The 12,170-nt window shown below is 34.1% G+C and carries 17 protein-coding genes; all 17 read right to left on the minus strand.

Annotated features, from left to right (window positions below; translation table 11 throughout):
- Positions 1 to 72 precede the first annotated feature (72 nt).
- Positions 73 to 987: a dimethylarginine dimethylaminohydrolase family protein gene (locus tag FPG59_RS00895; RefSeq protein WP_086452743.1), complete on the minus strand. Its 915-nt coding sequence runs from the start codon at positions 985 to 987 to the stop codon at positions 73 to 75.
- A 67-nt stretch (positions 988 to 1,054) separates the two neighbouring features.
- Positions 1,055 to 2,338, minus strand: coding sequence for a citrate synthase (locus FPG59_RS00900; protein ID WP_086452744.1), 1,284 nt, complete (start codon positions 2,336 to 2,338; stop codon positions 1,055 to 1,057).
- Positions 2,339 to 2,494: 156 nt separating this feature from the next.
- Complete coding sequence (eno, locus tag FPG59_RS00905) at positions 2,495 to 3,787, minus strand: phosphopyruvate hydratase (RefSeq protein WP_086452745.1); 1,293 nt, start codon at positions 3,785 to 3,787, stop codon at positions 2,495 to 2,497.
- 244 nt (positions 3,788 to 4,031) lie between these two features.
- Positions 4,032 to 5,132 carry a glutamine-hydrolyzing carbamoyl-phosphate synthase small subunit gene (gene carA / locus FPG59_RS00910; RefSeq protein ID WP_086452746.1) on the minus strand — a complete coding sequence of 367 codons (1,101 nt, stop codon included), beginning with the start codon at positions 5,130 to 5,132 and terminating at the stop codon, positions 4,032 to 4,034.
- Between the two features lie 181 nt (positions 5,133 to 5,313).
- Positions 5,314 to 5,802: a 50S ribosomal protein L17 gene (rplQ, locus tag FPG59_RS00915; protein ID WP_086452747.1), complete on the minus strand. Its 489-nt coding sequence runs from the start codon at positions 5,800 to 5,802 to the stop codon at positions 5,314 to 5,316.
- A gap of 64 nt (positions 5,803 to 5,866) precedes the next feature.
- On the minus strand, positions 5,867 to 6,859 hold the full coding sequence (locus FPG59_RS00920) for a DNA-directed RNA polymerase subunit alpha (protein ID WP_086452748.1): 993 nt from the start codon (positions 6,857 to 6,859) through the stop codon (positions 5,867 to 5,869).
- Between the two features lie 21 nt (positions 6,860 to 6,880).
- Entirely contained in the window at positions 6,881 to 7,486 is a 606-nt protein-coding gene (rpsD, locus tag FPG59_RS00925; RefSeq protein WP_086452749.1) for a 30S ribosomal protein S4, read from the minus strand.
- 95 nt (positions 7,487 to 7,581) lie between these two features.
- Positions 7,582 to 7,965 carry a 30S ribosomal protein S11 gene (gene rpsK / locus FPG59_RS00930; RefSeq protein WP_024981527.1) on the minus strand — a complete coding sequence of 128 codons (384 nt, stop codon included), beginning with the start codon at positions 7,963 to 7,965 and terminating at the stop codon, positions 7,582 to 7,584.
- Positions 7,966 to 7,973: 8 nt separating this feature from the next.
- Positions 7,974 to 8,348: a 30S ribosomal protein S13 gene (gene rpsM / locus FPG59_RS00935; protein WP_086452750.1), complete on the minus strand. Its 375-nt coding sequence runs from the start codon at positions 8,346 to 8,348 to the stop codon at positions 7,974 to 7,976.
- Between the two features lie 2 nt (positions 8,349 to 8,350).
- Positions 8,351 to 8,467 carry a type B 50S ribosomal protein L36 gene (gene ykgO / locus FPG59_RS00940; protein WP_008992256.1) on the minus strand — a complete coding sequence of 39 codons (117 nt, stop codon included), beginning with the start codon at positions 8,465 to 8,467 and terminating at the stop codon, positions 8,351 to 8,353.
- A 13-nt stretch (positions 8,468 to 8,480) separates the two neighbouring features.
- Positions 8,481 to 8,696: a translation initiation factor IF-1 gene (infA, locus tag FPG59_RS00945; RefSeq protein WP_007136545.1), complete on the minus strand. Its 216-nt coding sequence runs from the start codon at positions 8,694 to 8,696 to the stop codon at positions 8,481 to 8,483.
- 3 nt (positions 8,697 to 8,699) lie between these two features.
- On the minus strand, positions 8,700 to 10,046 hold the full coding sequence (gene secY / locus FPG59_RS00950; protein ID WP_086452751.1) for a preprotein translocase subunit SecY: 1,347 nt from the start codon (positions 10,044 to 10,046) through the stop codon (positions 8,700 to 8,702).
- A 12-nt stretch (positions 10,047 to 10,058) separates the two neighbouring features.
- Positions 10,059 to 10,511, minus strand: a complete 453-nt coding sequence (gene rplO / locus FPG59_RS00955) for a 50S ribosomal protein L15 (RefSeq protein ID WP_086452752.1) — start codon at positions 10,509 to 10,511, stop codon at positions 10,059 to 10,061.
- An 11-nt stretch (positions 10,512 to 10,522) separates the two neighbouring features.
- Complete coding sequence (gene rpmD / locus FPG59_RS00960; protein ID WP_086452753.1) at positions 10,523 to 10,705, minus strand: 50S ribosomal protein L30; 183 nt, start codon at positions 10,703 to 10,705, stop codon at positions 10,523 to 10,525.
- A gap of 12 nt (positions 10,706 to 10,717) precedes the next feature.
- Positions 10,718 to 11,245 (minus strand): 30S ribosomal protein S5, encoded by a 528-nt coding sequence (gene rpsE, locus FPG59_RS00965; protein WP_035668102.1) that lies wholly within the window; start codon positions 11,243 to 11,245, stop codon positions 10,718 to 10,720.
- A 6-nt stretch (positions 11,246 to 11,251) separates the two neighbouring features.
- Complete coding sequence (gene rplR, locus FPG59_RS00970) at positions 11,252 to 11,602, minus strand: 50S ribosomal protein L18 (protein ID WP_086452754.1); 351 nt, start codon at positions 11,600 to 11,602, stop codon at positions 11,252 to 11,254.
- 11 nt (positions 11,603 to 11,613) lie between these two features.
- Positions 11,614 to 12,156 carry a 50S ribosomal protein L6 gene (rplF, locus tag FPG59_RS00975; RefSeq protein ID WP_086452755.1) on the minus strand — a complete coding sequence of 181 codons (543 nt, stop codon included), beginning with the start codon at positions 12,154 to 12,156 and terminating at the stop codon, positions 11,614 to 11,616.
- Positions 12,157 to 12,170: the final 14 nt, after the last annotated feature.

The raw sequence follows: 12,170 nt of genomic DNA on the forward strand, positions 1-12,170 counted from the left end.
TTTTAGTTTAAAGTTGAGTTGTTTAAAGTTGAATATTACATTCTGTTACACTTTAAACTTCTAAACAAATAATTATTCTCTAATTAAAGGTAAGGTCGAGCATCGCAACAAGCCTTCTTGTTTTGCAATCTCGGCATAAGGAATTTCTTCTACTGTAAAGCCGTTTTCTCGAAGCCAATTGTTGAGTCTCGTAAAATTCCTTTCCGAAACCACTACATGAGTATCAATTGAAAAAACATTAGAATTCATGTGGTACATTTCTTCTCGGGTTAAATGAAAAAGATTTTCTTTACCAAAAAGATCTACAAGAAACATATAATCGGCTTCTTCTCTAAACCCGTTTTTGTAGATAATTCCTTTATTATTTCCCAAAGGTTGAAAACAACAATCCAAATGTAAGGCATTGTCTCGAGCTTCAATTTTTGATTTTACCAAATCGAATTCTTTGACAATCTTATTTGGAAATAAATCTCTAATATACTGAACTCCTTGCGCATTTGTTCTTGCCGTAATGTAATCTTTATAATCACTTCCTTTATAAGTTCCAATAAAAATATAATCGTTCCACAACATAACATCACCGCCTTCTATATGCACTTCTTCTGGTGGTCGTACAACATTTTCTGGTTTTATTTGATCAATTACATATTGAATTGCATCGAGCTCTCGCTCCCTGTCTGGCAAAATATTAGACTTGACAAAAGTGTTTTCGATCACAAAACCAATATCTCTAGTAAAAATTTGGTTGTAATTCTCAATCATTTCAGGTCGATACACCTGTACGTCATACTTTTCCAGCACCTGCTTGAAAGCATCCATTTCCTGTACCATATCCTGCTCAAGTGGATAGGTACCGGCTAGAATATGCTCTAGTGATTTTGGATCATAAGCTTCTTCTGCTGTGGGAGTCGGTCCATTGTGAAGTGCTGATCCCAGTACTACAGCACGGAGTCTTGCTGTTTCATTTTTAACATTAATTGGTAACATGTGTGTTTTCCCTTTTTAGCAAATATAAAAAAAAGCTTCACTAAATAGTGAAGCTTTTAAAGTGTTTTTATCTTTTATCTGCGGTAACAAAATCACGTAATGGATGACCTGTATACACTTGTCTTGGCCTACCAATAGGTTCTTTATTTTCACGCATTTCTTTCCATTGTGCAATCCATCCTGGCAAACGTCCTATGGCAAACATTACCGTGAACATATCCGTAGGAATACCTAAAGCTCTGTAAATTATTCCAGAATAAAAATCTACGTTAGGGTATAAATTTCTAGATTTGAAATACTCGTCTTCTAGCGCTGCCTCTTCTAGTTTTTTAGCAATAGCAAGAATTGGATCTTCAACTCCTAAAGTTGCTAAAACTTCATTGGCTGCTTTTTTAATAATTTTAGCTCTTGGATCAAAGTTTTTGTAGACTCTGTGACCAAATCCCATCAAACGGAATGGATCATTTTTGTCTTTGGCTTTAGCCATATACTTATCTGCATCACCACCTGTTGCATGAATTTCTTCTAGCATTTCAAGTACTGCTTGATTAGCACCACCATGTAACGGACCCCATAATGCTGACACTCCAGCTGAGATAGAAGCAAATAATCCTGCGTGAGAAGAACCTACCATTCTTACCGTAGATGTAGAACAATTTTGCTCATGATCTCCGTGAAGAATAAATAATTTATCTAACGCATCAATAACAATTGGATTTGCTTTGTAAGGCTCTGTAGGTAATTCAAACATCAAATGCATGAAATTCTCAACATATCCTTTCGTATTATCATAATAATTCAAAGGATAGCCCATACTTTTTCTATACGTCCAAGTTGCAATCACAAGGAATTTACCCATGGTTTTACAAACCGCTTCGTACATTTCTTTTTCATTATCAACATTTACCGATTTAGGGTTAAATGCTGTCAAAGCACTAGTTAAAGCAGATAAAACGCCCATTGGGTGAGCTGTTTTTGGAAAACCGTCGATGATGTTTTTCATCTCTTCATTTACCAAGGTATATTTTCTAATATCCGTTTCAAACTGCGCCAACTGTTCTTTACTTGGTAATTCTCCAAAAATTAAAAGATATGATACCTCAAGAAAATCAGCTTTATCTGCAAGATCTTCAATAGCATATCCTCTATAACGAAGAATTCCTAATTCTCCATCAAGAAAAGTAATATCACTTTTACAAGATCCTGAATTTTTGTATCCTGGATCAATAGTAATGATACCAGATAAATCACGTAATTTGTTAATATCAATGGCAACTTCATTCTCACTACCTACTACAACAGGAAGTTCAAACTTTTTTCCATCAATCTCTAATGTGGCTATTTTTGACATAATATAATTGGAAATAAACTTTTAAAATAATAATTTCCCAAATCTATGAAAATTAACACTAATTAAAAAGAGAATACCGGAATGAAATTGTTAAATATTATACAAAAAGCCACTCACAAAAAGTGAATGGCTTTCTATCATTTAGCAAAAAAGCTATTATTTTATTTTAAAAGCATTCTTTCCAGGAAAATAGGCAGATGTACCCAATTCTTCTTCAATGCGTAACAATTGGTTGTATTTTGCCATACGATCAGATCTAGATGCCGATCCTGTTTTAATTTGTCCACAGTTTAATGCTACAGCTAAGTCAGCAATAGTATTATCCTCTGTCTCTCCAGAACGGTGTGACATTACCGAGGTATACCCTGCATTCTTGGCCATATTTACAGCAGCAATCGTTTCTGTTAAAGTTCCAATTTGGTTTACTTTAATCAATATCGAATTAGCAATACCTTTATCAATACCTGTTGACAAACGCTCTACATTGGTTACAAACAAATCGTCACCTACCAGCTGCACTTTGTCACCAATTTTTTCGGTAAGCAATTTCCAACCGTCCCAGTCGTTTTCATCCATACCATCCTCAATAGATATAATTGGATATTTAGCAACCAATTCGGCTAAATATTCAACTTGCTCAGCAGATGTTCTTACTTTACCTGTCTCACCTTCAAACTTTGAGTAATCGTATTTTCCGTTTACATAAAATTCTGCAGCAGCACAATCTAAAGCGATCATGATTTCATCGCCAAAAGAATAACCCGCAGCTTCAACTGCTTTTTTAATGGTATCCAAAGCATCCTCTGTTCCCCCAGCAAGATTTGGTGCAAAACCACCTTCATCCCCTACAGCTGTTGAAAGACCTCTATCATGTAAAACCTTTTTTAAACTATGAAAAATCTCCGTTCCCATTTGCATGGCTTGTGAAAAAGTAGTTGCTTTCACCGGGAAAATCATAAACTCTTGAAATGCAATAGGAGCATCAGAATGTGAACCTCCATTGATAATGTTCATCATTGGTACCGGTAAAGTATTCGCAGAAACACCACCCACGTAACGATATAATGGCAATCCAAGTTCATTTGCCGCTGCTTTGGCTACAGCCAAAGAAACACCAAGAATAGCATTGGCACCCAAACTAGATTTATTAGGAGTTCCGTCTAAGTCTATCATCATTTGATCAATCTGATTTTGTTCAAATACAGATACACCAACAAGTTCTTCAGCAATTACAGTATTTACATTGTTCACTGCATTCATAACTCCTTTTCCAAGATACGCCTTACCACCATCTCGTAACTCAACAGCTTCATGCTCTCCGGTTGAAGCTCCTGATGGAACTGCAGCTCTACCCAATACACCATTATCTGTAATTACATCTACCTCAATAGTAGGGTTCCCTCTTGAATCAAAAATTTGTCTCGCGTGAATTTTTATAATAATACTCATAAACTGAATTTTTTAAATTTTACATTACAAATATATTCTAAGTTTTGGAATGATTTTATGAAAATACTGAATGTTATTAACGAAAACGTTATAATTTGATTTCCAAAGAATCAATTTAATAACTAGAATAGCATAACAAGTCAAATTCTTGTATTTATAGTCTCTAACTGAATGTACGAAACAAGAAACGGGTTTGACTTTTTAAATGTCAAACCCGTTTCTTATTTATCAGCAAAAATTGAATCTATCTTTTTAAGTTATCAACAAATTGATCAAATAAGTAAGAAGAATCATGAGGCCCCGGACTAGCCTCAGGATGGTATTGAACTGAAAAACAATTCTTGTTTTTCATACGCATACCTGCAACCGTTCCGTCGTTAAGGTGTACATGTGTGATTTCCACCGCATCATTTGAGTCAAGATCTTCTTTACTAACTGCAAAACCATGATTTTGCGAAGTAATTTCACCTTTTCCAGTAATTAAGTTTTTAACAGGATGATTGATCCCTCTATGCCCATTAAACATTTTATAGGTCGAAATACCATTCGCCAAACCAATAATTTGGTGCCCTAAACATATACCGAATAAAGGAGCGTTAGCGTCTAAAATATCTTTAGCAACCTGAATAGCACCTGCTAATGGTTCCGGATCTCCAGGCCCATTAGAAAGGAAATAACCGTCAGGATTGAAAGACTTTAAATCCTCAAAAGTGGCATCATATGGAAAGACTTTGATATAGCAATCTCTTTTAGCAAAATTGCGTAGAATATTTTTCTTAATACCTAAATCTAAAGCAGCAATTTTATATTTTGAATTTTCGTCTCCATAAAAATAAGGAACAGTCGTAGAAACTTTAGAAGCCAATTCTAATCCTTTCATATCAGGAACATTAGCCAAAGCTACTTTTAAATCTTCAAGCGGTGTTCCATCTGTACAAATCACAGCATTCATAGCTCCATTATCTCTGATATAGTTAACTAAAGCTCTCGTATCTACATCCGAAATACAAATCAAATTTTGCTTCTTAAAATAATCTTCCAAACTTTCTGAAGCATCTGATCGAGAATAATTGAAACTGAAATTCTTGCAAATCAAACCAGATATTTTGATAGATTCTGATTCTACTTCATTTTCATTTACACCATAATTACCAATGTGAGCATTGGTAGTAACCATTAACTGTCCAAAATATGATGGATCAGTAAAAATCTCTTGATATCCAGTCATACCCGTATTAAAGCAAACTTCTCCAAAAGTAGTTCCGCTAATCCCGATTGATTTCCCATGAAAAATAGTTCCATCACTTAGTAAAAGGATTGCAGATTGTCGTGTTGTGTATTTCATTAGTATAGTGTTTGTGTAATATACTAACCTAAGTTAGCATGTATTGATAATAAATACTTCATGAAGAAGTACAACTATTCACCCCTTTATAACATCAATTATAAAATTATAAAAAGGATAAAAAAAAAGGATAAACTATAAATAGCTTATCCTTGATTTTATTGAATCATTATTTTCATAATTACTCAGCAGTCTCAGTAGTAGAATCCGTTTCAGCAACAGGAGCTTCAGTAGCTTCATCAGCTTTTTTAGCTTTTCCACCACGACGGCTTTTAGCTTTTTTCACTTCTTTTTTACCACCATTATAAAGTTCATTAAAATCAACAAGCTCGATCATTGCCATATCAGCATTATCTCCCAAACGATTTCCAACTTTAATGATACGTGTGTATCCACCTGGACGGTCTCCTACCTTAGCAGCTACATCTCTGAATAAATCAGTTACAGCATATTTACTACGTAAGTAAGCAAAAACAATACGACGATTGTGAGTCGTATCCGCTTTAGATTTTGTTATTAATGGCTCAACAAATTGTTTAAGCGCTTTTGCTTTAGCAACAGTAGTATTAATACGTTTGTGCTCAATAAGAGAACAAGCCATATTAGCTAACATAGATTTTCTATGAGCTGTCTGTCTGCTTAAGTGATTGAATTTTTTTCCGTGTCTCATGACGTGTTTTTTTTAAACCTTCATCTTGCTACAATCCTCTTTGGAGAGCAAAATACGAAGTGGTTTATTCTTTATCTAATTTGTATTTTGCTAAATCCATACCGAAGTTTAAATTTTTAACTGCAACAAGTTCATCAAGTTCAGTTAAAGATTTTTTACCAAAATTTCGGAATTTCATTAAATCATTTTTATTGAAAGATACTAAATCACCAAGTGTATCAACTTCAGCCGCTTTCAAGCAATTTAATGCTCTAACAGAAAGATCCATATCAACAAGCTTAGTTTTAAGCAACTGTCTCATGTGTAATGACTCTTCATCATAAGATTCTGTTTGTGCAATTTCGTCAGCCTCGAGTGTAATTCTTTCATCAGAAAACAACATAAAGTGATGAATCAAAACTTTAGCTGCTTCAGTAAGCGCATCTTTAGGATTAATAGAACCATCAGTTTTAATTTCAAAAACTAATTTTTCGTAATCTGTTTTTTGCTCTACACGGAAGTTTTCAATAGCATACTTTACATTTTTAACAGGCGTAAAAATAGAGTCTGTAAAAATAGTTCCTATTGCAGCATTCTGCTTCTTGTTTTCTTCAGCTGGAACATAACCTCTACCTTTTTCAATAGTTAAATCGAAATTAAGTTTGATTTTGCTATCTAAATTACAAATTACAAGATCTGGATTTAGAACTTGAAAACCTGAAATAAATTTTTGAAAATCACCAGCAGTTAACTGATCTTTACCTGAAACAGAAATAGTAACTGATTCATTATCTATATCTTCTATTTGACGTTTGAAACGTACTTGCTTAAGATTAAGTATAATTTCGGTAACGTCTTCAACAACTCCTGAAATAGTAGAAAACTCATGATCTACACCTTCAATGCGAACAGATGTAATTGCATAACCTTCTAATGCAGAAAGCAAAACTCTTCTAAGTGCATTACCAACGGTCAATCCATATCCTGGTTCTAAAGGTCTAAATTCAAATTTACCTTCAAAATCGGTTGAATCGATCATGATAACTTTATCGGGCTTCTGAAAATTAAATATTGCCATAAATTTCGACTAAGTCAATTATTATTTGTTGTACAACTCTACGATTAATTGTTCTTTAATGTTTTCTGGAATTTGAAGTCTTGCAGGAACAGATACAAAAGTACCTTCTTTAAGATCGCTATTCCATGTAATCCATTCATAAACATGACTTGAATTAGATAAAGAACGTTCGATAGCCTCTAATGATTTAGATTTTTCACGAACAGCAACTTTATCACCAGGCTTAAGGTGGTAAGAAGGAATATTTACAACTTCACCATTAACGGTAACGTGTCTGTGAGAAACTATTTGACGAGCACCTCTTCTAGAAGGAGCAATACCCATTCTAAAAACAACGTTATCTAATCTTGCTTCACATAATTGTAATAAAACTTCACCAGTAACACCTTTAGTAGCTGATGCTTTTTCGAATAAGTTTCTGAATTGTTTTTCTAAAATTCCATAAGAATATTTAGCTTTTTGCTTTTCCATTAACTGAACAGCATACTCAGACTTTTTTCCTCTTTTTTTAGCCATCCCGTGTTGTCCAGGAGGGTAATTTCTTTTTTCGAATGCTTTATCATCACCGAAAATTGCTTCGCCAAATTTACGAGCTATTCTTGTACTAGGACCAGTATATCTTGCCATTTTAAATTGTTTAAGATTGAGATTATGAATTCAGGTCAAATCCTTCGATAATCGAAATTCAATCTAGGTTATACTATAAATATTATTTTTGAGTATTATACTCTACGTCTTTTAGGAGGACGACATCCATTGTGAGGCATTGGAGTAACGTCAATAATTTCAGTAACTTCAATACCACCATTGTGTAAAGAACGAATTGCAGACTCACGTCCGTTTCCTGGTCCTTTTACATAAACTTTAACTTTTTTAAGTCCAGCTTCAAGAGCTACTTTACTACAATCTTCTGCCGCCATTTGAGCTGCGTACGGAGTGTTCTTTTTAGAACCTCTGAAACCCATTTTACCAGCTGAAGACCATGAAATAACTTCACCTTTTTTATTAGTCAAAGAAATGATAATGTTATTGAAGGTAGCAGAAATATGAGCTTCACCCGTTGATTCAACGATAACTTTACGTTTTTTTGCTGTTGCTTTAGCCATATTACTTATTATTTAGTTGCTTTTTTCTTGTTAGCAACAGTTTTTCTTTTACCTTTTCTTGTTCTAGAGTTGTTCTTAGTTCTTTGTCCTCTTAAAGGAAGACCAGTTCTATGACGAATACCTCTGTAACATCCAATATCCATTAAACGTTTGATGTTTAAAGAAACTTCTGAACGCAATTCACCTTCAATTTTGAAAGTAGATACCGCGTCACGAATTGCTCCGATCTCTTCATCATTCCAATCTTGAACTTTTTTGTCTTGGCTAACTTGAGCTTTTTCTAAAATCTCAACAGCTCTACTTCTACCTAATCCGAAGATATAGGTTAGTGCAATAACACCTCTCTTATTTTTTGGGATATCTACCCCTGCTATTCTTGCCATAATTATCCTTGTCTTTGTTTAAATCTAGGATTCTTTTTGTTTATTACGTACAATCTCCCTTTTCTTCGCACAATTTTGCACTCGGGACTTCTCTTTTTTACTGAAGCTCTAACTTTCATTTTTGAATATCCTTTAATATCTATAAGTAATTCTCGCTTTTGACAAATCGTAAGGACTCATTTCTAGTTTCACCTTATCACCAGGTAATAATTTAATGTAATGCATACGCATTTTACCAGAAATATGTGCAATTACAATATGTCCATTCTCTAACTCTACACGGAACATTGCATTTGATAATGCTTCAATGATTGAACCGTCTTGTTCTATTGCTGATTGTTTTGCCATAAATTAAGCTACTGCTTTTCTATTTTTACCACTTTTCATTAATCCATCATAATGCTTATTCAACAAGTATGAATTGATTTGCTGTACAGTGTCAATGGCTACTCCAACCATAATAATTAATGAAGTACCTCCAAAAAACATTGCCCAAGATTGTTGAACATCCATTACGCTTACAATTATCGCAGGGAACACAGCGATCAAAGCAAGAAATATTGACCCAGGGAATGTGATTAAAGACATCACTTTATCAAGATAGTCAGAAGTCTCAACACCAGGTTTAACACCAGGAATAAAACCACCACTTCTCTTTAAATCATCAGACATTTTGTTTGTTGGAACCGTAATGGCTGTATAGAAAAATGTAAATACAATAATTAAAGTTGCAAATACAAAATTATACCAAAAACCAAACATGTTACTAAATGCACCCACTATTGACTGTGAAGTATCTGAATCAGATAAACCAGCTAAAGCAGCAGGAATAAACATAATTGCTTGCGCAAAAATAATTGGCATCACTCCAGAAGCATTAAGCTTCAAAGGTATCCACTGTCTATTACCATTCATCATGTCTTGTTCAAAATCACCTGATGTAGTACGTCTTGCGTATTGTACAGGTATCCTACGAACAGCCATAACTAATAGTACACAACTAATAATTACCAATAACCAAATAATAATTTCGATTACCAATAACATTGGCCCTCCATTGTTATTTGAAACTCTTGAAGTGAACTCTTGCATAAACGCCTGAGGCAATCTAGCAAGTATCCCTACCATGATCAATAAAGAAATACCATTACCAATTCCTTTGTCAGTAATCTTTTCACCAAGCCACATTGCAAAAATGGTACCTGTAACAAGAATTACAACAGAAGAGAATAAAAACTCAAAAGAATTAAAACCTAATAAAAAAGCATTACCAGGAAGAGTTCTATATAAGTTATAGATGTAGGTAGGACCTTGAACTAAAGTAATTCCAATTGTCAACCAACGTGTAATTTGATTTATTTTTTTTCTACCACTCTCTCCATCACTTTGTAGTTTTTGCAAATAAGGAATAGCAATTCCCATCAGCTGAACCACAATAGATGCAGAAATGTATGGCATAATCCCAAGTGCAAAAACTGAAGCTTGAGAAAATGCACCACCAGTAAACATGTCAAGAATTGAACCAATTCCTTCTTTGGTTTGTCCGGCTAAATTAGCCAATTGAGTTGCATCAATACCCGGTAAGGTCACTTGAGCACCAAAACGATAAACTAAAAGAAGACCGAAAGTAATTAGAATTCTATTTTTTAGTTCTTCAATTTTCCAAACATTACCTATTGATTCAATAAATTTCTTCATATTAACAGAAAATTACATTACTATAGCTTCTCCACCAGCAGCTTCAATAGCAGCTTTTGCAGTAGCAGTAAATTTGTGAGCGGTTACTTTTAATTTTGCTTTCAATTCACCTCTACCTAAAATCTTAACGATCTCATTTTTGGTAGCCAAACGGTTAGCAACATAAACTGACATATCAACGGTATCTTGAACAATTCCATTTTCAACTAAAAGTTGAAGAGTATCAAGATTAACACCCTCGTAATCTTTACGATTAATGTTTGTAAAACCAAACTTAGGTACACGTCTTTGAAGTGGCATTTGCCCTCCTTCAAAACCAATCTTTTTAGAATAACCAGAACGAGATTTTGCTCCTTTATGTCCTCTAGCAGAGGTACCACCTTTTCCAGAACCTTCTCCTCTACCTAATCTTTTGTTTTGATTGTGCGTAGAACCTTCAGCAGGTTGTAAGTTACTTAAATTCATAACAGTATTTGTTATTTAGCTTCTTCAACAGAAACTAAGTGTTTAACTTTATTTATCATACCAAGGATTGTAGGATTTGAATCATGCGCTACAACTTGTCCCATTTTACGTAGACCTAAAGCTTCTAATCCTCTTTTTTGTGAAAGTGGACAGTTGATTTTGCTTCTAACTTGTTTTACTAATAATTTAGCCATAATTTCCTTGTATTAACCTTTAAAAACTTTCTCTAAAGAAACACCTCTTTGTTTTGCAACAGTGTAAGCACTTCTCATTTGTAATAAAGCATCAAAAGTTGCTTTTACCACGTTGTGTGGATTTGAAGATCCTTGTGATTTTGAAAGTACATCATGTATACCAACTGATTCTAAAACTGAACGAACAGCTCCACCAGCAATAACTCCAGTACCATGAGATGCAGGAATTAAAAATACGCGTGCACCACCAAATTTACCTTTTTGTTCGTGAGGTACAGATTGACCATTTAAAGGGATCTTTACTAGATTTTTCTTAGCATCTTCTACTGCTTTAGCAATAGCCTCAGAAACATCTTTAGATTTACCTAAACCGTGACCAACAACACCGTTTTCATCACCTACAACTACAATAGCAGAAAAACCAAAAGCTCTACCACCCTTTGTAACTTTAGTAACACGATTTACACTCACCAAACGATCTTTTAATTCAAGACCACTAGGTTTTACCAACTCTACATTTTTGTATTTACTATTAGACATACTATATTAGAATTTAAGTCCAGCCGCTCTCGCGCCTTCTGCTAATGATTTAATACGCCCGTGATATAAGTAACCTCCTCTATCAAAAGTTACAACTTCTATCCCAGCTTTTAAAGCTTTTTCAGCAACTAATTTCCCAACTGCTGTAGCAACTTCAATATTCGTACCCTTACCTATTTCTTTTTCTCTTGAAGAAGCTGCTAGCAAAGTAACTCCGTTTACATCATCAATTAATTGAGCGTAAATTTCTTTGTTACTTCTAAAAACAGATAGTCTTGGATTAGTAGCAGTACCACTAATTGTCTTTCTAATTCTGAATCTAATTCTTTGTCTTCTTTCAGGTTTTGTTAATGACATAATCTTAATTTTTAAGCTGATTTACCTGCTTTTCTTCTTAATACTTCACCCACGAATTTAACTCCTTTTCCTTTGTATGGCTCTGGCTTACGGAAACCTCTAATTTTCGCAGCTACTTGTCCTAAAAGTTGTTTATCAAATGATGTTAACTTTACAATTGGGTTTTTACCTTTCTCAGATATAGTTTCTAAAGTAACTTCAGGAGCAATCTCTAAAATAATATTGTGTGAAAAACCAAGAGCTAAATCTAATTTTTGTCCTTGATTTGAAGCTCTATAACCAACTCCAACCAATTCTAATGATTTAGTAAAACCATCTGTAACACCAACTATCATGTTGTTGATAAGTGAACGATACAAACCATGTTTTGCTCTTTGATCCTTATGATCAGATGACCTGTCAACTTGAACTTGACCATCTTCAACTGTTACAGTAACGTCCGAAAACTCCTGAGTTAGTTGACCGTTTTTTCCCTTTACTGTAATAATTCCATTTGCTACTTCAACAGTAACACCTGCAGGAACTATTATAGGATTTTTACCTATTCTTGACATCTTATTATAGTCTT

This window comes from Flavobacterium sp. FPG59 (genome assembly GCF_002150205.1).
GTDB lineage: Bacteria > Bacteroidota > Bacteroidia > Flavobacteriales > Flavobacteriaceae > Flavobacterium.